The organism is Halomonas sp. N3-2A (assembly GCF_002216165.1).
GTDB lineage: Bacteria > Pseudomonadota > Gammaproteobacteria > Pseudomonadales > Halomonadaceae > Vreelandella.
Genome location: NZ_CP022286.1, coordinates 982923 through 1006514 on the forward strand (window position 1 = coordinate 982923; position 23592 = coordinate 1006514).

Genomic DNA, 23592 nt, shown 5'->3' on the forward strand with positions numbered 1-23592 from the left:
GCCAAGTATAAGACTACTCTAGAGACCTAGGTGAACTAAATGAGTCAGAATATCGCAATACTCATAGGAAATACAAAATACGATGAATTATCGACGTTAAATTGTTGCGCTAACGATGTTCACCAAATGCGAGAGTTGCTATTAGCAGCTAAAAAGTTCAGTAGGATAGTAGAGTGTGTAGATAAGCCCGTTGACTTGGTTAAAGATGAGCTTAGAGAGTTGGCGGAATCTGGCGACGGATTTGAAGAGGTTTTTTTGTACTTCTCCGGCCACGGCCTATCAAACTCCGATGACTTTTTTATGTGCTTTTCAAATTTTAAAGAGTCTTCGCCTAATACCACTGGACTCTCAAGAAACGATGCATTTGAATTGATTCGCCAGTTCAAGGCCGAATTATCAGTGGTTGTTATAGATGCATGTGAGGCTGGTCGAAACTTAATCAAAAATCATGTAAAACCACTCTCATACACTTTGAAGACGAAGTTTTCCAACTTCGTTCAGTTTTCCTCTTGCACGGAAAGTCAGTTTTCACTTGCAGGGGACCGAATAAGCCTTTTCACCGATGAATTTATCAAGGCTTGCTTGAATAAAGAGAATGGCCCCGTCTACTATTCCGATGTTGAGAGCGCTCTTCGAGATGCTTTTTTGAGCCACTACAGTCAAACACCACATTTCATACGGCAGGGCACTTCGCAAGAAAAATTTTGCGCCGACGCCACCCACTTAAAAAATTTCCGAGAGACTTTTTTAGTCGTGCCCGGTAGCGATAACCAAATAGTGTCACCACCAGTTACAGAGTTTGCTTGTGCAAAGGCGGCTATTGAAGAGATTGAATCATTGATTCCATCGATGGCTAAAGCGCAGGAATTTATCAATGGCGTGTTCGAGAACACTGTAAGTGCTTCAGGAAAAACGCCGGAAATAAATGACTTGTTTGATATTCGAACTGTAAAATACGATGATTTTGAGCTAGTCCAAAATAAACGCTCAGTGATTGATCTTCTGAGGCGTCGAGGTGGATCGGATTCATTTGTCGAGAGCGATGTTGAAAAAACGAAACGGCGGCATCCATTTGGTATGACCGCAGCACTAGCAGCAGCCGCATTTGCATCAGAAGATGACTATGATACGACTTATAACATTTGGAATCATAGCAAATTGCAATCCGTTCATGTCGGCATTTATTTTGAGCCAAAATCTATGGCTCTCAATCGGGTTTTTTCCGAGATAGTCTTCCTGCCTCGTTTAACTGAGTGCTTGATCTTGACATGTAACTCTTATGAGAAGAGATCCAGTTGGGATTCATTCAACGAATTCGATGGTACAAAAAAATGGAAATGGTCTCACCACTCTTGGTTTGATGATCCTGCCGAAGTCGCGCAAGAGTATGTATCAGATCCCTATAGTTTCACCAAAAAATATGTTTTTTCATTTATTGAAAGCAATACATAACAAGTTGCTGCACGCGGATAAACTACTCGCTTCGCTCCTGATTTACCGGTGAGCAAAGTGTTATATGCAAGGAGAGTATCGTGATGCCACCAATCGTAAAATCAGGTGAATGGCTTACAGCAAACACCTATTGAGGCTCTCTAACGTGGTAGTTCACCACTGCCAAACCGAATTGCTCCTTGCAGGTGGGTCTGGGGCACTAGGCATTCATCGGTTAACCAGCCTCTGTCCTATTCAAATAGCGGGTTACTTTACAGTCCCAGTTAGTTTCAGGTTCAGCGCCGGTGTAAGCTCACTCGCTCAGGGTATTGGTGCACGCCAGCAGGATGGATAATTAAAGCGATGGCTTCGAATTGGGTGTAGGAATCGGGCTTCAGATCTCAAGGTCAGTCAGCAGATGCCCAATTTCAGCATCGATATTGCGCTAAGTTGTCGGATTGTGAGGGGTTTTACTCAGTTGTTCTCTGGCGCTGAAATTCTTCAAATTAACCTTGTTGGGTGGCAGGTTGTACTGACTCGTTGTGTTGGCAACATGAGCTTTGAGATCAGCGCCGTGGCGAACGAGCCCAGTACGGCGGCGAAGCAGGTCACGGGTAGCTCGCATGTTGCGTGGGTAGACATAAGCGAGGGGGAAGTTGCCACCGCGAATAAGCGCGGCAATTTTGTAAGAATCCACGCGATCATTCTTGGTTTTACCGCCATGAATGGCATTGAAAAGTACGTCCTGTACTTTTCCCTTCGGGCCAGCTAAAGCTGCCCAAATTCTTTCCAGAAGAATTTGTCATATCAAGGGCATGACCGAGAATGAAAGCAATGCCCTGGTCTTCTCAGAAATCAGTGACCCAGTACCAGCAGTGCATGCGTTCGACGCCGACCACTAGATCATCCAGGTAGGTGTCGATTAACCGAAGTAAGGGTTCTGGCCTAGCGGAAATCTCTTTATGTAACAGAGTTTCCCCCTGTTGATTAAGGATACAGACATAAAGGCTTCTGGCATGTAGATCAATGCCACAGTAGTGACGATGAATGCTATTGTAAAAGTTCATTGAGTCTTCTCCTGTTAGGTTTGGTCGCCTTTTCAGCTTAGCCAAGCGGGCTGAGCTGGGGGAGAAGGCTCAATGAGTATCAATGCCAATCACGGCGACAGCTTTTCCGTTGCGGCTTCGCCTTCACTACAAAGCCGCGCGTGTTGGCGGCGTTATGCGAGATAGTAGATGACCATTGTCGCAGCGATGAAATTCTCTGATCGGATCTGTGTCTTGTCGGATACGATGATTAGCAATAGAGAAGGTACAGGCAATAACATCATTCCTGGCCGCCTAAAATCTATAGTCCTTAATCATTGGCTAACCGTTTCCTATGCTGGTCTTTCAACACAGGCTATTGATGCCGTTAGAGAGCTTTATAGAAATAAAGATATTACCACTGAAGTGGCAATACAATTTTTGGCTGATGTTTCGAGATCCTATAGCGGAGATCTTGACTTTATTGTCTGCTCTCATGAAAAGAGCGTTAGAATGGTCAAAATTGCAAATGGTGTAGTTTATGAGGGTGGAGATGCATATTGGATAGGAAGTGCTCAAGCTGCCGCAGAACTATCAAAAGTAGAACTTCCAACTGCTAGTTATGAGAATTTACCAGGCTACATAAGTGTTAACGAAATGATGTTTAAAAACGCGTTTCATGATTTTATGAGAAATAATCGTTGTGAAGGTGTCGGAGGTGCAATCATAGACTGCTTATGCTCTCCATATGGACACTGCTATAACACACATGCAGGCGCGTTCTCGTGGGATACTATCGTATTAGGTGATGATGATCCGGCTCAAAGAGAAGTCACCAACAAAACAGGAATGTACCATTACGAGTATAACGTATGTTCAACATCAGCTAGAGGTCAAGCGATTGTTGGGTTTTATCTTGGGCAGTCTAGAGTTGGATTTATATACGATCCAATACACTATGACGAAGCCATGAAAATAGATGGCCGTAACATGTCTGAGTTTTCATATCTTGTTGATGATGTGGGTAAAGTCCAGCCTGGCGGCGCCTGACACTCGCTTCGCTCGGCCGCTCTTGGCGGCGTTAGAATTCAAGGAGGAACTTGATGAAATGTTTAGCGGTGGTTTCACACCCTTTAAAAGAGAGTTTATGCCACTATTTGATGGATCAAACAATTGCGCATTTAGAGTCTAAGGGGTATCAAGTTACATTACTTGACTTATACGAAAGCAATTTTTCACCTACGCTGACGGCTCGAGAAAGACACAGCTATTATCAGCCGGATTTTGACCATTCTTTGTTGGAACAGGAAATTTTCCAATTGCAGCAAGCAGAGTCTCTCGTGTTAGTTTTTCCTACTTGGTGGTTTGGTTTTCCTGCCATTTTAAAGGGGTGGTTTGATCGAGTGTGGGCTCCTGGGTACGCATACAATCATGCGTCAGATTTAGGTGCAATTACCCCTTGTCTAGATAAATTGCAAGAAGTAAAGGTTATCACTACGCTAGGTTCTCCTTGGTGGGTAGATAAGCTTGTTCTTTGGCAGCCAGTAAAGCGGATACTAAAAGTAGCTTTGCTAGGTGCGTGTACAAAAGGGTGTAAATTCGAGATGCTTTCATTTTATAAAAGTGAGAGTGCATCAACTTCAAGGGTTGAGTCTTTTGTAAAAAAGATACAGGCTAAGTTTTAGTGTTGATATTGAATTCTAATGAATTGCTTAAGAGTGATTCGTAACGCGTGGCATTTTTGGTATGCGGAGGCTTACGTGTTTAAGGTGCGGTAACTTTTGCATTGCGTTACTCACATCTTAGTAAGGCGTTAGGAGCAAGGCGCACCCAGGTGCTTTGCGATCCCCCAGTGTGACCTTATGGCCTCTCTGCTGCAGGTGCCAGGCAACGGATACTCCGACCATGCCCAGCACCCAGAACCAGCATCTCACGTGCCATAAATCCATTAATTTCTTATTGGGCTCGTGCAGTTTGTGCCTTGTGACTGTGCTTCATGCGTTGGCGCACCCAGGCAACGGTTATTGCGGTAATCAGGATGAACCCGATGTAGCCGAACACGGGATACACCATGCCGACCAGGCTGACAAATCCAAACATGCTGCAGGCATAGGCAATGATGCCCGCTATTAAGGATCCAACGCGGAAAGACGTGGTATCGGCCTGCAAGAATCGGGATGAAAAAGAATAGAGGCAGCCCACTGCGGTATTGAAAATCATCAGTAGAATGACGATCGACACCAGCGAGGAAAGCGCAGGGGAAACCTCTAGTGCCAAAGCCAGCATCGGCATAGGCGTATCGACCAGACTGTCCAGGCGCGACAGCATGGCCAGACTGATCGTCATCATCAGCGCACCCAGGGTAATGCCGCCAAGAATACCGCCCCAGGTTGCCTTGCGGCGGTTTTTTACAGCACCGCTGGAGATGGCAAGAATCGCGACGCAGCCGAAGATGTTATACGAAACGTACAGCATGGCGCCCAGTGCCCAATGGCTGGTGGCTGCGTTTTGGTCGAGTGCCAACTGGTTCAGTGTCGTCAGGTCGGTTTCTCGGGTTGCCAGTGCGTAGATCGCGATACCCAGTGCCACCAGAATCAGCAGAGGAGTGATGCTGCTGATCAGCGTGAGCACTTTTTTCAGTTTGAGACAGGTGGCTGCAATTACCAGCAGAGTCACCAGCGCGCTGCCCCAGGCTGCAGGCAGGCCCAGTTTTTGTTCCAGCAGTGCACCGGCACCGGCCAGCATCACTACGGCTATGGCAAACATGAAAAATGTCATCAGCAAATCGATGGGCTTGCTAAGCCAGGGGCCGCAGATAGCTCGCACAACTTCCTTGTGAGAAGTCGCTTGAAGCTCGCTACCCAGATTCGCCAGCGTCATGCCCAGGAAGATAAAAGCGGCAGTACTCAGCGCGATACCTGCTAGCCCCCAAACGCCGAAGCTAACGAAGAATTGAAGCAGCTCCTGGCCTGAAGCAAAGCCTGCTCCAACCAGAAATCCGACAAAAGCGCCTGCGATTTTCAATACATCTTTCATGATGCCAAGCCCTCAGTTTCTTATTTTTCTATGCCAGTTAGCTGGCTGAATCAGGCTTCACCGACCCAGGCTTGCACTTCTACTTCGACATCAACGCCCAGTGCTAGGCCTGCTGTCACGGTGGAGCGAACCGGCAGACCTGCTTCGAAATAGCGTTTGTAGACTTCGTTGAAACCCGCAAAGTGCTTCATGTCCGACAGCCAGACGGTCGCTTTAACGACCTGCGCAAAACTCGCGCCGCAGTGTTCAAGGGACTCGCCGATACGGGTCATGACCGCTTCGGTTTGCTCTTCAATACTGCCTTTGACGACTTCGCCTTCAGCAGTCATGGGTATTTGGCCTGAAAGCATCAGGAAACCTCCCACGCGAACGGCACGGGAGAATGGGAAGGGCAAGTCGCTGGGGATACGTTCGATTGAATTGGACATGAGGTTATATCTCGTTGATGGCTATTGAGTGGCCGAGCCGCACGCGCGGCACGATAGAATCACAAATTCTCTTAAATGATAATTCTCGTAAAAGGGAATATCAAATGTGAGAACCTTAAAGTCAAGCTGTTTTCGGGATACACTAGGACTTCGTATTCATAGCCAGGTCGAGCCGCGAAGCTTTCATGCCAACAGACTCTCAATCCCAGCCGTCCGATACATTGATCGACCGAGTACTGGTCGGCTCTCGCCTAAGGGCTCACCGTAAACAGCAGAAATTCACCCTGAAACAGGTGTCTGAGAAAAGTGGTGTTGCGCTTTCGACGCTGTCGAAAATGGAGTTGGGGCAGGCAACTGTCAGCTATGACAAGCTTGCTGCTGCCGCACGTGTTCTAAATGTCAGCCTGTCCCAGCTGTTCAACCCTGAATCGGGTGTAGACAGTTCAGCTAAGCCAACGGTGGTCACCAGCAAAATTTCTGAGGCGACTGGGTATGCTACTGGCAGCTATGAATATCATCCTATTGCGGGTGAGTTTCCCGGTCGGAGCATGATGCCGGTTTATGCTCGGATTCAGGCGCGTGATCTGGGTGAGTTTGAAGACTTCATCCGCCACCCCGGAGAGGAGTTTGCCATGGTGCTATCGGGGCGCGTCTGCATTCACTTTGAAAATGGTGAAAGCATCAGCCTGGGTGAACGAGAAACGGCTTACTTCAACAGTTCCATCGGGCATATTTATCTGGCCGAGGGTGATGAAGATGCAGAAGTAATAGCTGTGATGTCGGAACCCAAAGAGGGCGATCTCCAAGGCTGAACCAGCTATCCGGCTTCGCCAATTTCGTGAAAACACAGAATGTAAAGGGGGAGACCCTGGCAGGTTCCCCACCTCACCACACTGGCCAGCTTCGTCAGTCGGCATGCCGATGAGATTGAAGCGCTATTTGAACAAGTGCTGCTGGTGTGCCATTTGCAGAGCGGAATAAGTTACTTTATTAGGGCAAATACAGTTTTCAACTCACTTGAGCTGAGCGTTCAAGTGGCTGAATGCCGATATTAAGATGACTCAGCCGGATGACCGGCTGAGTAAACTAATAAGGAAAACAGGCGACGGAAACGGCTCGAAATCGGGCTTTTCTTCAGCCTCGTGATAGGTACTCATGACACTACACATTGAAACTCCTCTGATCGAATTCCGCACAATGAGCGTTACCACTGGACGTTCGGTCTGGATTAAACTTGATGCACTGCAGCCGCCCGGTTCATTCAAGATACGGGGCATTGGCCATGCGTGTGAAACCTATCTAGCTCGAGGTGCTCGAAGGTTCATTTCGTCATCTGGAGGAAATGCTGGCTTGGCTGTCGCCTACGCCGGTCGTCGGCTAGGTGTTCCGGTTACGGTTGTAGTGCCGGAAACCACCACTGAAAGAGCAAAAGAACTGCTGCGGTTGGAGAAAGCGGAGGTCATCGTGCATGGCGCCTCTTGGCAAGAAGCCAACGCCTTTGCACAATCGTTGATCGGCGCATCGGATGCATTTCTCCATCCCTTTGATGATCCGCTGCTTTGGCAGGGCCACGCCACGCTGATTGATGAAGTTTTTCGTTCCGGTCTTAAGCCCGACGCTGTCGTGCTTTCCGTTGGCGGAGGTGGTCTGCTTTCAGGTGTGGTAGAAGGGCTTCATCGTAACGGATGGAGTGATATCCCCGTTTTCGCCGTAGAAACTACGGGTGCCGCCTCATTTCATGCAGCCGTAAACGCCGGTCATACGGTTGAGTTGGAAAAGATAACAAGCATCGCCACCTCACTTGGTGCCAAACGTGTTTGCGAGAATGCTTTCCAATGGTCAAAAACTCACCCTATCCACAGCGTCGTGGTATCAGACCAAAGCGCACTGACTGCCTGCGAACGTTTCCTTGACGATCATCGCATCGTGGTAGAGCCTGCCTGCGGTGCGAGCCTGGCAATGGCGTATGAGAATGCATCAGAACTCGAAAGTTTCAGCAATATATTGGTCGTAGTATGTGGCGGCGCTACGTCCACGATTGATCAAATCAGGGATTGGAATAGCGACAAACACGCCCTATAACAAGGCCAAGCAGCTAAGATCAGTAACTGCCCGCCGCTAACGCTGGGCGTTCAATGTTGCCTAATAAGGCGACGGGAATGACTGCTTCTCTCCAGCTGTCATTCCCGCATGCTTTTAGCGGGAATCCATTTCGATTTAAGTACCCTAGCTTCGGCTGAAAAGGTCGAATTGGATTCCCGATAACCCCACTCGGGAATGACGGGGCTGAGGTGGTTCTGGAATGACAGGATTGAGGAGATTGGTTCATGCTCCTCTGCATTCGCGAAGCCCTACATCACCCGCTGAAATAAGTCGATGCCCAAGCCTGGTGCACCACGACAGATCAAGTCGTTGAAACCCTGCGTTACGTCCTCGAAGCCTAAGCTCATACGTCTCCCGCAACACCGGCACTGTATTAGTTGTAGGAGGGCGCTTCAGCGCGCGATGATCACGCCACATAAGCAATCTAGCCACCCCGTAGCGCGGCGTAACGCTTGGCGAGGAACGAGCCAAAAGGCACCCGCAGCGGCGGCCCGGCGCGATGGCAGCACTGCTGCCCAAAGCCTTCTCCAGCTCAATTTTTCTTCAAAGCCACGTGACCTAAGCAAAATTTATCAATAAAGTATGATTAAATCGTAAAAACGAGCCGGCACGCGAATTTTGGATATGTTGCCATGCTGGGTAAATAAGATTATAAAACAGTGGTTTAAGATTTTTGGGGTGGCTAGATAACACCAATAAACGCGCTGGCATGTTCAAGGGTGTTATGCAGCAGGCTATATAATCACTGTTGAACTAAACCGCTTCGCGGTAGCTATCGACGAACCACGTTTCTCGCCTCATCGGGCCACACTGTTGATTGACCCACGTGGGTCAATCAACAGGAGTGACGACGATGACTGCCTTGCGACAGAAGATGATCGCGGCCATGCGTCAGCGTGGCTTTTCGCAACGTACCCACAACACCTACCTGATGGTGATCACTGAGCTGGCACGATATTTCCACCGTTCGCCAGACACGTTGAGTACCGACGACCTACAACACTTTTTTAATCATCTGGTTCAGGAGCGCGGTTTGTCCGCGGCCAGCTGCCGTGTCTACCTACATGGCGTAAGGTTCCTGTACCTGCACGTGTTGCAGTGGCCGTCGTTTGATGTGCCGCTCACCGTCCCTAAAAAACCGCAGCGGATTCCAGAACTGCTGACCCGCGACGAGGTTCGGCGGATTCTGGCCGCCTGCCAAAACACCAAGCATCGCATGATGCTGGAGCTGTGCTACGGCTGCGGCTTACGCGTAAGTGAGGTCTGTCACTTGCGTGTCAGTGACATCGACAGTCAGCGTGGCCAGTTGCGTGTCGCTCAAGGCAAGGGCGCGAAAGATCGCATGGTGTTGCTTCCGGCGACCTTGATTGATCGCTTGCGCGATTACTGGCGAGCCTACCGTCCATCCACATGGCTCTTCCCGAGTGCGCTGTTTCCCGATCAAGCACTGCACCCCAGTGCGCCGCAGAAGGCCTTTACCCAGGCCAAACGCCTTGCCGAGGTTGAGCGGATAGGGGGCATCCACAGTCTGCGCCATGCGTATGCCACCCATGTCCTGGAGCAGGGCCTACCCGTTCACCAGCTTCAGCGACTGCTGGGCCATCGTAACCTCCAGTCGACGATGCGCTACCTACACTGGCTACCGAACCAGCAAGGGGTAAGTCAGCGCCATATCGACCTGGTGGCGACATTGGAGATGGGTCATGACTAAGACCGCTACTCTGCAACAGGCGCTGACCCGTTTTCTCGATCCAGCCGGTCTTGATCGCCACCGACAACGAGTGTGTACTCATCTGCTAGCCTGCCGAACGGAAGTGATGGGCGGGATGGTCTTGCAGTGCTCCGACTGCGCCCACGTACAGCCACACTACTTCGGTTGCCGAGATCGTCACTGCCCGCAGTGCCAGGGCCGCGCTATAGAGCAATGGGCCGAGCGTCAACAGGCCAATATCCTACCGGTGCGCTATTACCATGTCGTGTTCACACTGCCACACAGCCTTAATGGCTGGGTTCAGCTTCATCCCGAGGTGATCCACCGGCTGCTGTTCCAAAGTGCCTGGCACACGCTGCGCATGTTTGGGCGCGATCCTAAACGCCTTGACGGCCAGATGGGGATGATCGCCGTGCTTCACACCTGGGGCCAGAACCTGAGCCAGCATGTGCATCTGCATTGTTTGGTTCCAGGCGGTGCCTTGAGTGACGATGGCAACTGGCGTGAAGCGCGTAGTAACTACTTGTTCCCCGTGCGGGCCTTGTCACGCCACTTCCGTGGGCACATGGTGAGTGCTTTGCGCAAAGTCGCCACGGCAGGCGATCTTCACCGAGTCACTTGGCCCGGTGATGTCGATGAACAACTGAACACGTTGATGACCACTGAGTGGGTGGTTTACAGCAAGGACTGCCTTGAACACACCCCCGCCGTGGTTCGCTACCTCGCGCGCTATACGCGCCAGATCGCTATCAGCAATGCACGCATTCTGACCGTCGATGATCACCAGGTGATCTTACGCTACAAGGACTATCGTGACCGCGAGCGGCACAAGCCACTCATCCTTGATGGCAAGGAGTTCGTGCGCCGGTTCTTGCTCCACGTCCTGCCCAAGGGGCTGATGCGGGTACGCCATTACGGTTTTCTGGCCAATCGCTGTCGTCGGCAGCGTTTGGTACAGATCCGGCGCGCGTTAGCGGTTGTAGAGCCAGCACCGGATGCTGATATGGCTGCCAGCGAGGCGGAGCCGACCTACACCTGTCCACACTGTAGGCAACCCAGCTTGCAGATGATCGGCATACTCTCCCCTCAGCGCCCCTCCTGCGGTCCACCGCCTAACCACCAGGAGCAACGCTATCGAACCTAATGTAACGGCATACCACGATGAGGGACATGGTTCACCGACCCGCTGGCGGGTCACGGCTACCCTCGTCCCGGTGATGGATTTTAGCCGTCAGGCACGCTACATTGGGTTAACTTTGGTTCGGGAGTACTGACATGACGGTTAATCTCAGCATGAGAGCGCGTTACCAGCAACATGCCGATGCATGGCTTGGTGCCTCCGGCCACATGCCCGTCAATACAATCCCCTAGTAAATAGCCGCCTGCTGGACGCGCCTTAGTCCAACAGGCATTTATACGCCATGCTCCGCACGGCGAATAAATGCTTCACTGTTAGATTTTGGATGGAACGATGAGTCAAGGATACGTCTACATAGCAAGCAATCCATCCCTAAAAGGAAATCTGTTAAAAATTGGGCTTACCCATGAAAAACCTGAGAAAAGAATAGATTCTCTGAGTCGTAGTACTTCGATTCCTGAAGACTTCATCCTTGATCACTACAAGGAAGTTGACGACGCAGATGCGGCCGAATCGAGAATTCATCTTTTGCTTGCTGACTATCGATTAAATTCTAGCAAAGAGTTTTTCTCTATAGGATTGCGCGATGCAAAGTTGATTGTTGATCGTGTTGCATATTATCTAGAGGTGCATGAATATTACTCAGAGCGAATCGGCTTTAGCGATGAATATCTATTAGGAAATTTCGAAGGTAGTCTATCCACTACTCCGTATCGCTACATGTATTTGCTTGCGTCTTTGTCTATCGGGCAGCATCTCGCAGACCACCTCATGGGGTTTTCTGATGATGTTGTGTCTGGCTTCGCCAGCTCGGAGTTCTGCGCAAAGCAGTTCGGTACAACACGCTCTAGTGCAATGACGTTCATGCAAAGCTTCTGCAACAAATACGAGGGCTGCGTGTTCGTTACTGGAAGCAAAAAGCGCATTAAGGTTTTTAATTTCCTGAGATATCACAGAGGTCACATGGCGTGGAAGTATTCAGATGATTTTAGACCTCTTGTCCAAAACGAAAAGATCTAACAATTCGCGCCACGCGGATGGCCTTTTCCCCGCGTTGCTCCAAAAAGGCCACCGGTGCGCTTTGCGTTAGCCTCCATGGAGACTTATGAGTAAGCCTTTAATTTACGTCGATCAGAATATCATCGGACTGCAGTTGCAGGGCATTATCAGCTTAGCTAAGCGGGATGATGTAACTTGGGTTTACTCAAAGGAACACTTTGCGGAGATTAGACGTTCTGATGAACCCGCGAAATATTTAGATGTACTCGATGTTATAGACGCAAAATTATTGGATCTTGTTCTCGACGAGAGCTGGAAGATTACTGGTGAAGCCCGGTTAAATGAGAGCGGAACCCCTCATCAGCATTATGATGCCTATATTGAGGCAAACAGAGATGTGGATTTCGACGATGCTCTTTTTGACCCACTTCAGGTTTGGGTTAATGGTGGCGGAGACGAAGGGCCATTAAAGGATCTATCTGAAAAATTCGCACACCAAGTTCTCAGTCTAACTTCTGAGTTGCCTTTTGATACTACCGAAATGATCGGCAAAGTTAAGTCTATAAAGCCCAAATTTGATTCCATGATCGATGAAATGATCTTGAATGGAAATGGTATAGAGAAAACTAGGGCGGCTTTTGGCGATGAGAAAGGCGCTATCGGTAGCGTTTCAGGAGAAAAGGAGATCGAAAAAATATGGGAAATAATATCTCCAACAATGCAGGGAGCTGAGATTAGTTGCGATCAATTTTTTGGCTTTGATCCTATTGAAAAGCAAGGTTACGAGTCCTGGCCGATGTACCTCGGAATAATCGGATGCAATGCGGTACTTGATATATTAGGTTTTCAAGCAGAGAAAAAATGCCGAAAACTAAATAAAATTCATAACGTAAGAAGTGATGCCGGCCATATAGCCATGGGTGCGTACTGCTCAGCAATCCTATCAGAGGATAAGCGTTTGATAAAAAGAGCAAAAGCCATATACGGATATAAAAGTATAGGAACTTCCCCCATTTTGGTCACACGAGAGGCTAACAAGCTAATCCAGCCGACCGCTGACGCGGCGGCTGATTGAAGCGTTAGCCGTAATTCCACCGATAGGAGTTAGAATGAACGATCCACGTACGATTGAAATATGGGAACCGGAGGCGGCAGAATCGGAAACAAAGCACGCGTTGCCAACGTTTGGTAAATCTCGGGTCAAATCAACCGAGGTAGATTTGACCGTCCTTAGCGGTAACCTGAAGGAGGTCCTCGCCGACTTCCAGACTCTTCTTGATGAGCAACCTGAGTCGAAATCTGGCTATTATGTCGATGAGATAGAGCTTTCACTAGGTGTAAATGGCAAGGGGAGCGTCGCCTTGATTGGTAAACTGGAAGCGGGGATGCAAGCAAGTATCAAGGTCAAGATAAAACGTGACTCGAAATGACACCCAGTGACTACATCGCATCGATAAAGGCGGAAAACCCTATCGACGAGATCACAGAATCCAGTTTGCCCGACTGGCTGAAGACACAGTGGGTCATATCTGGACAAGATATCTCCGACCTAATTGCATCAGCAAACAAGTCTGACTGGGCGCAGAGTTTGCTCGAACATATAAAACCTCGGTTTCATCCTTCACTTGTTTCGCTTCTTGACTCCGATTACATCGCAATCGGAACAGTTGCCAACCCAACTCCAGATGTCTACGTAAAGAAACTTCCTTCAGGCTACGCGATCGTATTTCATACAGGTCTGAAAGATTTTATCTATCGCGTCGCAAGGGTTATCGCAACGCGTTCTCACCCTATGGGCACGGAAATCGACCCATCGATAGGTGACGGTTTACAAGAAACGGCTCGATTGATAGCCGAAGTGTTTTGGTGGTTTCAAGAAACAGGCCATGCATTCGGTCCACAGTATCCGATCGATGAGAATCAAATCCAATTTGCAAATATGTTGGCGATGGAAGCAGAAGCCTTTCTCGTTGCCCACGAAATCGGGCACATAATTGCCGATGTTTTCGAAAATGAAGAAAGGAAGCTGTTTGATCTTCCAGACGATATATCACCCCATCATCTCGATGAATTCACCGCTGATTTTCTCGGTGTTCAAATGGTTATGGAACTCCACAACGAGGATGCTAAGCGCGATGCCTTTAATACACAGCTTCAATATACCGCCGTTGAATTCGCACTTCAGATTTTTCGTGGGTTGGAGGAATTGGGGTTCGAGTTTCAGGATTCACACCCATTAGCTGGCGAAAGAATCGCACGGATCCGAAGCGAGATGCAGCGTAGATGCCAAGACGACGCCGTATGGAGCCGTTTGTCTGAGTTGGCATGCGCCATTGAGGGCATATTTACTCAAATCGTTCAAATCATAAACGAACCCGGCGAGCATGCCTCGTTCTTTGAACGAGAGGCTGAAAAAGTCGTGTCAGAACTTGATCAAGCGCTCGAAAAGTGCTCTGGTGAAACAGTGCCGAACTATGCTGAATTCTACCCAATCGTTAGTGAAATATTTAATCGCGGTTACTCACACAAAATTCTGGAACGCATTGCACAAGTTGCAGCAAATTTTTTCGGAGATGTTGACTCAACCAGCAAGGGTGACTCTAAGCCCGATCATTCTGAGTGGGTGCGTTTCCAAAAATTCAAACTGCTGTTCGGGTATATTAACCAGCTCAAAGAGCCAATGAAAAGTATATTCGTCAGCGCATTCGAAAGGCATAAGAGTGACGGCTAACAAGGCGCTGCTAGGGACAAACCTACGCTGTGCTACGCAAGGCGTTGTAGCTGTACTAAAAGCCGCTGATGCCTAGTTTTGGCATAGTCAGAAAACAGGCAGATAGTAATTAATCGGCGGCCTACAACATACATCCTGCTATAAGTGTCGCGTCTACCGCACACACTCAGCTACTGAGAGGAACCACGGAAGATTTAATAGGCAATGAGCAGATAGGGTCAGTAACAGCCCGCTGCTAACACTGGGCTTTCAACGTTGCCTGATGAGGCTCGGTGCCTAATAGGGCGACAGGAATGAATGCTTCTCTCCAGCTGTCATTCCCGCATGCCTTTAGCGGGAATCTATTTTGATTTAAGTACCTTGGCTTCGGCTGAAAAGGTCAAATTGGATTCCCGATAACCCCACTCGGGAATGACGGGGCTTAGGTGGCTCTGGAATGACGGGGCTGAGGTGGGGCGGAAATAATAGGAATGAGGGGAGCCGGTTCATACTCCTCGGAGCGAGCGTTCGAGCGCGAAAATCTCTCAAAAGTAGATTGAGATGCGTTTTCCAAGTTGGTCAATATGCTTGTTAATGCCGCATTGGAGAAGCATCATGGCTAGTCCCTAGAGAGTATTGCCCAGAACTTGCAAGAAGCTATCGACCTTAATCACGGGTGCAACGTTGCAGCTAAATTTTGTATTAGCGTCGCCACGTTAAGGCATTGGGAACTCGGTGATGGCCAGCCTTGGCGCTGTTGCATGTCGTCGCCAAAGAGCTACAAGCTGTCTTAAGAACCTTATCGTAACCCACCATCCAATGCGCCATTCAGTGAAGAAGCGCTCAGATGAAATTATTCTATTAATCCAGGTTATTCAAGGCGATCCATCAATATTATGGCGAGAAAAACACTCAGTTTGAAAACGAAAAGGCAGCTAGATGCCAAGCCCGCCGATGAAGTTGAAGATCCATTTCCTGATGATCCCGAAAAGCGTTTTTTAAATGGCGTGGCGATTCATCCTAGCCCACGCATTGTTTTAGAACTTGGTTCTACGCAGCGTAGTGTGCGCGCGATGGATTTGATTACGCCCATTGGAATGGGGCAACGTGGGTTGATTGTTGCGCCGCCGGGCTCTGGCAAAACGACGCTGTTAAAACATATCTGTCAGGCCGTGGCAGACGCGTATCCTGACATAAAGCTGTATGCCTTGCTGATTGATGAGCGCCCTGAAGAAGTGACCGATTTTAAGCGCAGTGTGTCGGCAGAAATGCATGCATCGTCTTCAGACGAAAGCTACTCACACCATGTGCATTTGGCAAATAAGCTTCTTGAGACGGCGCGTAAGCAGGCAGGCGAGGGGCATGATGTGATGATTGTGATCGATTCTCTTACGAGACTCGCGCGCGTTCATAATGCCGAGCAGCGCGGCAATGGTCGTACGATGTCGGGTGGGCTGGATAGCCGTGCGATGGAAATACCGCGAAAACTGTTTGGCGCTGCAAGAAAGATCGAAAACGGTGGATCGCTCACGATTCTAGCCACCGTGCTGGTGGATACGGGAAGCCGTATGGATCAGGTGATTTTCGAGGAGTTCAAGGGCACGGGCAATATGGAAATCGTGCTATCACGGGAAGTGGCGAATCAACGGATTTTCCCGGCGATAGATATTGCCAAAAGCAGTACCCGCCGAGAAGAGCTATTGATTGATGCGAAAGATATTGAAAAAGTACGCGCATTGCGTCGAGCGTTGACACATCTTAAGCCAGCAGAAGGCGCGCAGAAGTTGCTTGAGTTATTGGATAAATATCCAACCAATGCCGAGCTGTTAGATGCGTTTTCACCCGCCTCGTGAATGCATGTGATCAAGAAGCTCATTTTGTAAGAGGTGAGCTTCTTTGTTAAGGCTTAACGACTGCTTTTTTTAACATGGTTCAAGTTTGAGGCGGGGACGGCTTTTTTAACCGGGAAGCCCTCAACTTCTTTGCGCTCAATAATGTTTTTTAATCGCTTTTCAATCGCACAAAGGTTTTTAAAGTCACTGATGTCGACAAGAGAGATGGCTTCACCTGAGGCGCCTGCACGGCCGGTTCGGCCAATGCGGTGGATGTACTCTTCTGGCTGAAAAGGTAAATCGTAATTCACCACACGGCTCAGTTCACCGATATCCAACCCCCGAGCGGCTACACCCGTAGCCACTAGGTACTTCAGTTCGCCAGTTTTGAACTGATCTAACACCTTCTCGCGCATGGCCTGGCTTCTACCGCCATGGATGGAGTCTGCTTGAATGCCGCGCTTTTCCAGTTGAGCAACTAGCTTGGCTGCACTGTGTTTTTTCTCGACAAAAATAAGCGCCTGATCCCACGCTTGCTCGTTGATCAAGTGACTCAACAGGGCGGACTTGGTGTCCTTGTCTACCGTGATTAGCCACTGTTTGATATTGGCGGCGGCGCGGATATTGGGAGAGATGGAGATGTCAGCCGCCAGGTCGGTCATTTTACTATCTGAAAAACCGTAGGCGAGGGCGCGAACGTCGCCGGTCATGGTGGCTGAAAACAGTAGGTTCTGACGGTTTTCAGGCAGGCGTACTAAGATTTTGTGGATATCATCGACAAAACCCATGTCGACCATTCTGTCCGCTTCGTCCAACACCATGACTTGAAGTTCATCAAAGTGCAGCGCACGCTGATGCGCCAAATCCAGCAATCTGCCCGGCGTGGCGACTAGAATATCCACTCCTTCGATTAGCCGCTCTTTTTGAGGCGCAGTATCCACACCGCCGTACACCGCCATAGAGGTTAACTGCGTGTGCTTAGCGTATTGAGCCACATTGACTTCGACCTGAACCGCTAACTCGCGGGTCGGCACCAGAATCAGCGCGCGTATGCGCTTGCCGCGTAACGCTTCCGCTTTGCTGAATCGTTCTAGCAGTGGCAGAACAAAGGCCGCGGTTTTGCCTGTGCCTGTTTGTGCGGTGGCGATTAAGTCTTTGCCCGAAAGAATGGTAGGAATCGCTTGTTCCTGAATGGGCGTTGGCGTTTTGTAACCTAGTTCGGTAATCGCTTGAACAAGAGGACGGGATAAGCCTAGTTTTGAAAATGGCATGAGGTGCTCAGACAGATGGTCGTCAGGTGTGTCGAAAATTAAAGATGACGCAGTATAGCCTAAAAGCAGCCATTCATTACTCGAATAGAACAATTAGCTTCATAGTGCCGAATGGTGACTTTTATGATGAAATGACAGACATTAATTAAATGAATGGTAAGTGATATTTTGTAGTACGTTTTGTTTTTTATGATTTTTTTAATTTTGAACGCTGTGTGTTTGAATTATGATTAGCTTTAACTGAATAGATTAGCTTTTACTAAATAGCTGGCCACTGCAGCGGAGGCGCTTTCGGCCTCGCATATTTTCGAGCCACAATTGCGGGTGCGCTGCGCTTACCACGCACTACAAAATCAACCGATGGCATGTTTGTGCGCGGCGTAACGCTTGGCTAGGAGCGAGCCATAAGGCACCCACGATGGCAGCGCTGCGCATTCAATTAATATCTGATCGTGTGGTCTATTTAGTTAAGGTTGAAGGAGGGTATGTGAAAAAGGAGGAGACGTGCATCATTTAGCAGCTCAATGGATTGTGGGGTTACTGAGAGAAAGGAGTATTCCTTTTTTGATCTGCGGGGGGCTCGCAGCAAAGGGGTATGGCTCTGAGCGTGACCTTAATGACATTGACCTATTTGTCCCCGGCGAGCACTTTGCGTCAGTGGTTCAGGCCGGTCAGGAGTTTATATCCAAAGCTGCCGCTCACCGCCAGGAGGAAGGCTGGGATCTAACCTACGTCCAGTTCAAGTATGAAGGTATTAAAGTGGAGGTGGGTAACGCTGACGGCTCGCAAATTTTCGATGCAAGTCAAGAAACCTGGGTGCCGCTCAACATAGATTTTTCTCGCTATCTGACCGTACATTTACTGGGTCTTGAGCTTCCTCTTATGCTTAAGGATGATCTGGTGTGGTATAAATCTACACTCGCACGGCCGGTGGATATTGAAGATATCTGCGCTATCCGGGAGAACGAGGAGCCAAGCAGTTCACCGAGTGAAGGGGGGTAAGAGAGGGAGTGATGAAAATAGTCACTAGTGAAGAGCGGCTGCGCATGAATTTCAGTCAACTGTAGAGAAGTACGATGATCGTAGAAAATGTGCTTCCTGAAAATTATGCAGAAATGCTTAATGTTTGGGAAGAGTCAGTCCGAGCAACTCATGACTTTATAACGGAAGAAGATATTGAGTTTTTTAAACCAGTTATCATTGAGCAGGCGTTTCCCGCTGTTACATTGAGGTGCGTTAAAGATAAGCGTGGTTCAATTCTAGGTTTTTTGGGTGCCCAAAATTCAAAGATTGAAATGCTATTCATCTTGAATGAAGCGCGAGGGAAAGGCATTGGTAAGGCACTACTGAAATACGCAATTGAGCAGTTAGGTGCAACCAAAGTGGACGTCAATGAACAAAATCCACAGGCTGTTGGTTTTTACGAGCATATGGGTTTTAAAGTAGTTTCACGTTCACCCTTTGATGATATGGGAAAACCCTTTCCAATTCTGCATATGACACTTTAAGGCTAGATTTGTGGTAACCAGGCTTGCTAGAAGAAACGCCCGAGGCTAATAACCTTGGGCGTTTCCGTATGTGGTGGGAAAATCGTATAACAACGTGCTCAGGGCAGATTCGCAACGCTTGGCGGTTTTTTGGTTCCAGTCAGCTGTATAATGGTGGTCGTGTTGCTCACTGCTTGAAGCGGCATTAGGGCGCACTTATAACTTGAGGATTGTATGAATATTGAAACTCAGAACCTTATCATACGGCCATTCTTGTTTAGTGACGTGGAAGATGTTTTTGAATATATGTCTGACGCCGAAGCTACTCATTATTTGGCTGAAGGTGTAATGTCAAAAGAGGCGGTTAAATCATTTGTTAATGAAACTGAAAAGGCCTTCGCGATATACCATAAACAGGAAAAAAGGTTGGTTGGTCATATTGAATTTTATGCTTGGTTTGGAGATCATACCTATGAAGTCGGCTGGATCGTTAATCCTAAGTATCAAAAGCAAGGCATTGCTTATGAAGCGGCTTCTTGTGTGCTAAACCATGGTTTCACTAAACTTGGCCTTCACCGTGTGGTGGCGACTGCCCAGCCAGAAAATCCGGCTTCATATCTTTTGATGGAAAAACTGGGCATGGTTAGGGAAGGTTATTTTAGGCAATGCATTCCGAAAGGTGAGGGAGTATGGTGGGATGAATATTTCTATTCTATGCTCGATTCAGATTATAGAAACTCCTAATCTCCTTGCTCTAATAAGGCGTTTAGACGTTCATTCTCAATGCTTGGCATTTTAGGTTTTAATTGGCTTAAGTGTTTACGGCACAATGATCTAGGTAAAATGGTAGGTTGTTCGCACCTTAACGTGGCCTTAGCTGCTTGAGAGAAGAGCTGTTTGAAAGCAGAGTCGCTTAAAAGAAGAGCTATTTGAAAGAAGGAGAGTGCTAATGAAAAAAAGTGTTGAAAATACGGAACAGCTGGCCGCTGTAAATCAGAAAGTCGTTAGCGGTGGGGAAGTCCTCCCTTCAGTTCATCTAAAAGATGGCAGTAAGGTTCAGACAGGAACTGTTGCAACGATGCTCTATAACATTAATCTTTATAACGCTGGCGAGCGAGGCCAAGTAGAAAAAGAGCTTGAACTTGCCGTTCCAACGCTTGTGAAGGTTGGCCTGTTTGACCTTTTTCCTATTGAGGACTGGATAGCGGGTGATAATCCCGGTCGACGCTTTGTAGGTGAATGCGCAAAAGCGTATTTGGCTCGTGCTGGCAGCTAATATGGGCGTTTGCCGTAAGCTGCAGGTTTGAGAAGCTTTTGCCGTCCGCTGGCTAGCTCTTCATGGATGCAGTTCTTTATGGATACGCTGAGTGGCTTGGCTATCTTGTTGATCAACGCTCTTAGCCGCCACGAAGCGTATTGTGAAGATTACAGTAGCTCGTGCCGTTTCAAACCAACTGCGAAATATCGACCGCTACTCGTTGGTCCACCTTGTCCTCTCGCCACTGGTCCAGATCGAGCAACCATAGACTATGTGGGCGCATTTCATAGAATCGTCTTCGTCCGCCTTCGAGAAATTCTGTGAGTGGCAGTTGCCAGGTTTTTCTTAGCTCTGGATCGGGAAAGTTCAAGCGGTAGTACAAGGTATGGATAGCCTCTGCTTCTTCATCGGGTAGGGCACGTCCATCTCCAAGGAGCTGCAAACCATCTAAGCCTGCGGGAGGTGATAACTCGCCGAGATCGGTGCGAAAGATTGAACCTGATAGCATGGGTTGTCGCTCGATGTTAATCGAATGTTGAGCCTGGGTCATGGAGTACCAGATAAGGCGCAGTGGAGAGCGAAGCACCACATAGTTGACGGTGGATGCCCAAGGCGTTCCAGTATCGTTACAGGTGGCCAATGTGATGAAAGAGGCTGTATCCAGAAGTCGGTTCGCACGTGTGTGTAGCGTTGTTGTTGTATGCTCCGTCATTCTTAACTCTCCAGTTGAATATCGTTCATGAGTCGGGAGTCAATGATTTCCCACCATTTTTCCTGTTCGATCCGCCTTGCTTCCCACTCTGGATCCTTGGAGCGCTGTGAAACTGCCTTGCGGTAGGCGCCCCAGGCCGCTTCGTCTTCGAAAGCTACCGAGTGCTCCAGGCAGTGCACGTTATTACCGATAACGTAGTTGAACCAACGGGGCTCATGAACCATGTCCAAGCCATCGTAGAACCATGACTGGCGTGAGCGTATCCACTCCCAGAGCTCTTTTGTGTGGGTTCGTGCATGCTCGGTGGGCTGAAGAATATAGACTAGATGAAGCATGAATCTCTCCTATTATCAGATGATTCCATCGTCGAACCATTCCGAGGTCAGGTGTTTGCGAAACCTGTTCTGGTGACTGTCAACAACAGCGAAGTTGTGCTTCTTCACAAGGTCGTCCGCTAACTTTTCTTTTCTAAAAATTGCGACGGTGGCGAGCGGCTCGATGCATCCTCCACGTTTTGCTTTAGCATCCAAGGCTGAAACTGAGAGATGGGATGTTTTTAAGCCATATTTGGGTGCGTATCTTAAAGGTGCGTAGTAGCTGAGAACGAAGTAACGGAAGTCATCCTTTTCTTCCGTGTAGTCGGAACCGAAATATCGGGCGTGAAGCGAGTTTCCGAAACGATAAAATATGGTGGCAGCATTTATCTTCCCCTTGTTTCGAGAAAGGGCAACGATTGAGTGATCAATGGCTTTGGACTGGTGTTGACTCATGAAAACCTTGCGCATCCATGATTCTCCAGTGGTCGCGCCGTGTTTGGATCGATTCATGGCAACAAGGTTGACCAGTATTTCCTCTAGTGCTGGCGTAATGGGTGACCACTCTATTTGGTTTCCCTGATTGTGAAAGGCATTTATTTCGGCTCGTGTACGTGTTCTATAGTGTTTCTTCCAGGACGAGATGGTGTCGTCTAAGCCTCCTGGAGAGATGTGCTGGGAAGCTTCGGCATCATGTAGCAGCACTTGTGCATCAGGGTGGTATGAGGCTACATACAGCGCCCTTTTCAACGGCATATAGGGCAGTAGAACGCCAGCCAGCCCATCATGATTGGCTTTGTTTTGGAGCTCATGAAGCAGCAGTGCCAGCGCTTCTTGATGACGAGCCCCATGTCCGCAAATCAACTCATTATGCGTGGAGCGGTATGCCCCCACCCAAAGAAATTTCTCTTCCCACGGCCCTGGCAACCCTGTAAACCAGTGTGAGGGGGCAAACAGAGGATCGTCAGGCTGTCCTTCCCATATCGGGCAGCCTGCCAAGAGCCCACCTGGGCCGAAAACCGTCAAGACAGAGCGTGGTCGACTGAAGTATTCGAGAGACTGTAACCATCTGTAGCTATTAAAAAAATTGCTGTCTTCGACCAATGAGTCCCACTCGTGATGGTCAAGAGAGCTGATCGAATTGAACCAGCGGACCCAGACGGCTCCGAAGGGAGGCAGGGAGGTGCTGGTGGACACGGGAGGTGTCAGCACGTTCATGCTCCTTTGTGTCCTGAGAGAATGATTGAGTGTGGGCATGTTTGATAAGCCTCCCAGAAACTGCTCTTGTGAACTTCGTTGCCCTCATCGGTTACATGAAAGTTTTGCCATTCAATATTTTTCACCCCGGCGTGTTCCAAGGCGCTAGTTAATGCCTCACTCGACCAGTAGTAAGCCGTTACAAAGTCATCATAGGGGGGCTTGCACAAGTGAAGTGTCAGCGGTGTTTCGTCAGTTCTAGGAGTGGTAGTGCTGCTGATGAGGTCGAAACCGTAGGGGCGATAGTAAGATGTTTGTAGCGCGTAGTTCGGGTGAAGAGGAAGTGTTACGAGGCGACCGCCTGGGATTATGGGGCGCACCATATCACTGCATAATTCCATAAGGCCCGCTAGGTTTTTCGCGTAGGGTAAAGTATATACAGAAAGAACGATATCAAAGTGTTTCTCTGGGATATTGTCTTTATTATCAATATACGAGATGCCATGCTGCTCTTTCTCTTCGCGACGACGTGCGTAACTTATCATTCCTGAAGATATATCGTAGCCGACGACTTCCTTGGCGCCATGCTTTTTTAACAGCCGGGTATAGAAGCCACTTCCACAGCCGAAATCAAGAATAGAAAGCCCGCTAATATCTCCTAGAGCTTCAATAGTGGAAGGTATTTCGCAGTACTTTCGAAATGGCCATTCGGCCATTTTTTCATATAAGGCGGCAAGCTCGTCAAATTGTTGTGACATTTATCTACTCCCTACACATGGACACCTGAAGGTTCACTTTATTTAACATAGCAACAACCTTAAAATTTGATGTTTTTTTTTCTTTGCGTAATGTAATTTTTTAATTCATTGTCTAATAATGATTAAGTTAGGTTCTTGTCTTACTAATAGTTGTTGGGGTCAACCGCGAGGTCGACTCGCAG

General features: G+C 48.6%; 23 protein-coding genes and 2 pseudogenes. 16 read left to right on the top strand and 9 right to left on the bottom strand.

Features of this window, described 5'->3' with window-relative positions; genetic code table 11:
* Window positions 1-39: 39 nt before the first annotated feature.
* Window positions 40-1452, top strand: coding sequence for a caspase family protein (locus CEK60_RS04490; protein ID WP_089038010.1), 1413 nt, complete (start codon window positions 40-42; stop codon window positions 1450-1452).
* A 433-nt stretch (window positions 1453-1885) separates the two neighbouring features.
* Here CEK60_RS04490 and CEK60_RS22640 read toward each other — a convergent pair.
* Window positions 1886-2498: pseudogene (locus CEK60_RS22640) on the bottom strand (hypothetical protein); the annotation flags it as partial.
* A 168-nt stretch (window positions 2499-2666) separates the two neighbouring features.
* Here CEK60_RS22640 and CEK60_RS04500 point away from each other — a divergent pair.
* Complete coding sequence (locus tag CEK60_RS04500; RefSeq protein WP_089038011.1) at window positions 2667-3506, top strand: hypothetical protein; 840 nt, start codon at window positions 2667-2669, stop codon at window positions 3504-3506.
* 53 nt (window positions 3507-3559) lie between these two features.
* Window positions 3560-4141: an NAD(P)H-dependent oxidoreductase gene (locus CEK60_RS04505; protein ID WP_089038012.1), complete on the top strand. Its 582-nt coding sequence runs from the start codon at window positions 3560-3562 to the stop codon at window positions 4139-4141.
* Window positions 4142-4285: 144 nt separating this feature from the next.
* Here CEK60_RS04505 and CEK60_RS22995 read toward each other — a convergent pair.
* The 3 genes and pseudogenes from CEK60_RS22995 to CEK60_RS04515 all read right to left on the bottom strand — a co-directional run.
* A pseudogene (locus CEK60_RS22995) lies at window positions 4286-4397 on the bottom strand (FAD-dependent oxidoreductase); the annotation flags it as partial.
* A 15-nt stretch (window positions 4398-4412) separates the two neighbouring features.
* A complete protein-coding gene (locus CEK60_RS04510) occupies window positions 4413-5492 on the bottom strand; it encodes a YkvI family membrane protein (protein ID WP_089038013.1) in 1080 nt (359 codons plus the stop codon).
* A 50-nt stretch (window positions 5493-5542) separates the two neighbouring features.
* Window positions 5543-5920, bottom strand: coding sequence for a RidA family protein (locus CEK60_RS04515; protein ID WP_038483437.1), 378 nt, complete (start codon window positions 5918-5920; stop codon window positions 5543-5545).
* Between the two features lie 185 nt (window positions 5921-6105).
* On the opposite strand from CEK60_RS04515, the gene CEK60_RS04520 reads away from it, so the two are divergent.
* The 9 genes from CEK60_RS04520 to rho all read left to right on the top strand — a co-directional run bounded on the left by CEK60_RS04520 (window position 6106) and on the right by rho (window position 16434).
* Window positions 6106-6732 (top strand): helix-turn-helix domain-containing protein, encoded by a 627-nt coding sequence (locus tag CEK60_RS04520; RefSeq protein WP_089038014.1) that lies wholly within the window; start codon window positions 6106-6108, stop codon window positions 6730-6732.
* A 343-nt stretch (window positions 6733-7075) separates the two neighbouring features.
* Window positions 7076-8002, top strand: coding sequence for a pyridoxal-phosphate dependent enzyme (locus CEK60_RS04530; RefSeq protein WP_089038015.1), 927 nt, complete (start codon window positions 7076-7078; stop codon window positions 8000-8002).
* 874 nt (window positions 8003-8876) lie between these two features.
* Window positions 8877-9734, top strand: a complete 858-nt coding sequence (locus CEK60_RS04540) for a tyrosine-type recombinase/integrase (protein WP_089038016.1) — start codon at window positions 8877-8879, stop codon at window positions 9732-9734.
* The gene (locus CEK60_RS04545) at window positions 9727-10878 is read left to right on the top strand and encodes an IS91 family transposase (protein WP_089038017.1); all 1152 of its coding nucleotides are present in this window, start codon (window positions 9727-9729) and stop codon (window positions 10876-10878) included. The genes CEK60_RS04540 and CEK60_RS04545 overlap by 8 nt, the downstream gene beginning before the upstream one ends.
* Window positions 10879-11205: 327 nt before the next feature.
* Window positions 11206-11892, top strand: coding sequence for a GIY-YIG nuclease family protein (locus CEK60_RS04550; RefSeq protein WP_089038018.1), 687 nt, complete (start codon window positions 11206-11208; stop codon window positions 11890-11892).
* 85 nt (window positions 11893-11977) lie between these two features.
* Complete coding sequence (locus CEK60_RS04555) at window positions 11978-12946, top strand: hypothetical protein (protein WP_089038019.1); 969 nt, start codon at window positions 11978-11980, stop codon at window positions 12944-12946.
* Between the two features lie 34 nt (window positions 12947-12980).
* Window positions 12981-13301, top strand: coding sequence for a Pepco domain-containing protein (locus CEK60_RS04560; RefSeq protein ID WP_089038020.1), 321 nt, complete (start codon window positions 12981-12983; stop codon window positions 13299-13301).
* Window positions 13298-14602, top strand: coding sequence for a hypothetical protein (locus tag CEK60_RS04565; protein WP_089038021.1), 1305 nt, complete (start codon window positions 13298-13300; stop codon window positions 14600-14602). Before CEK60_RS04560 ends, CEK60_RS04565 begins: the two co-directional genes overlap by 4 nt.
* Before the next feature lie 875 nt (window positions 14603-15477).
* Window positions 15478-16434 (top strand): transcription termination factor Rho, encoded by a 957-nt coding sequence (gene rho, locus CEK60_RS04575; protein ID WP_089038022.1) that lies wholly within the window; start codon window positions 15478-15480, stop codon window positions 16432-16434.
* A gap of 53 nt (window positions 16435-16487) precedes the next feature.
* On the opposite strand, the gene CEK60_RS04580 is transcribed toward rho, so the two are convergent.
* Window positions 16488-17684, bottom strand: coding sequence for a DEAD/DEAH box helicase (locus tag CEK60_RS04580; RefSeq protein WP_089040848.1), 1197 nt, complete (start codon window positions 17682-17684; stop codon window positions 16488-16490).
* Window positions 17685-18188: 504 nt separating this feature from the next.
* On the opposite strand from CEK60_RS04580, the gene CEK60_RS04585 reads away from it, so the two are divergent.
* The 4 genes from CEK60_RS04585 (at window position 18189) to CEK60_RS04600 (ending at window position 20447) form a co-directional block, all read left to right on the top strand.
* Window positions 18189-18686, top strand: a complete 498-nt coding sequence (locus CEK60_RS04585; protein ID WP_198361461.1) for a nucleotidyltransferase — start codon at window positions 18189-18191, stop codon at window positions 18684-18686.
* A gap of 74 nt (window positions 18687-18760) precedes the next feature.
* On the top strand, window positions 18761-19192 hold the full coding sequence (locus CEK60_RS04590) for a GNAT family N-acetyltransferase (protein WP_089038023.1): 432 nt from the start codon (window positions 18761-18763) through the stop codon (window positions 19190-19192).
* 213 nt (window positions 19193-19405) lie between these two features.
* Window positions 19406-19915, top strand: coding sequence for a GNAT family N-acetyltransferase (locus tag CEK60_RS04595; RefSeq protein WP_089038024.1), 510 nt, complete (start codon window positions 19406-19408; stop codon window positions 19913-19915).
* A 205-nt stretch (window positions 19916-20120) separates the two neighbouring features.
* Window positions 20121-20447 carry a DUF7709 family protein gene (locus CEK60_RS04600; RefSeq protein ID WP_089038025.1) on the top strand — a complete coding sequence of 109 codons (327 nt, stop codon included), beginning with the start codon at window positions 20121-20123 and terminating at the stop codon, window positions 20445-20447.
* A 169-nt stretch (window positions 20448-20616) separates the two neighbouring features.
* On the opposite strand, the gene CEK60_RS04605 is transcribed toward CEK60_RS04600, so the two are convergent.
* Genes CEK60_RS04605 through CEK60_RS04620 form a run of 4 tightly spaced genes read right to left on the bottom strand, consistent with a single transcriptional unit; the run spans window position 20617 to window position 23410 of the window.
* Complete coding sequence (locus CEK60_RS04605) at window positions 20617-21141, bottom strand: pyridoxamine 5'-phosphate oxidase family protein (RefSeq protein ID WP_089038026.1); 525 nt, start codon at window positions 21139-21141, stop codon at window positions 20617-20619.
* A 2-nt stretch (window positions 21142-21143) separates the two neighbouring features.
* Window positions 21144-21476 (bottom strand): hypothetical protein, encoded by a 333-nt coding sequence (locus CEK60_RS04610; protein WP_089038027.1) that lies wholly within the window; start codon window positions 21474-21476, stop codon window positions 21144-21146.
* 15 nt (window positions 21477-21491) lie between these two features.
* Window positions 21492-22673: a peptidogalycan biosysnthesis protein gene (locus CEK60_RS04615; protein WP_157697999.1), complete on the bottom strand. Its 1182-nt coding sequence runs from the start codon at window positions 22671-22673 to the stop codon at window positions 21492-21494.
* Window positions 22670-23410, bottom strand: coding sequence for a class I SAM-dependent methyltransferase (locus CEK60_RS04620; RefSeq protein ID WP_089038029.1), 741 nt, complete (start codon window positions 23408-23410; stop codon window positions 22670-22672). The genes CEK60_RS04615 and CEK60_RS04620 overlap by 4 nt, the downstream gene beginning before the upstream one ends.
* Window positions 23411-23592: the final 182 nt, after the last annotated feature.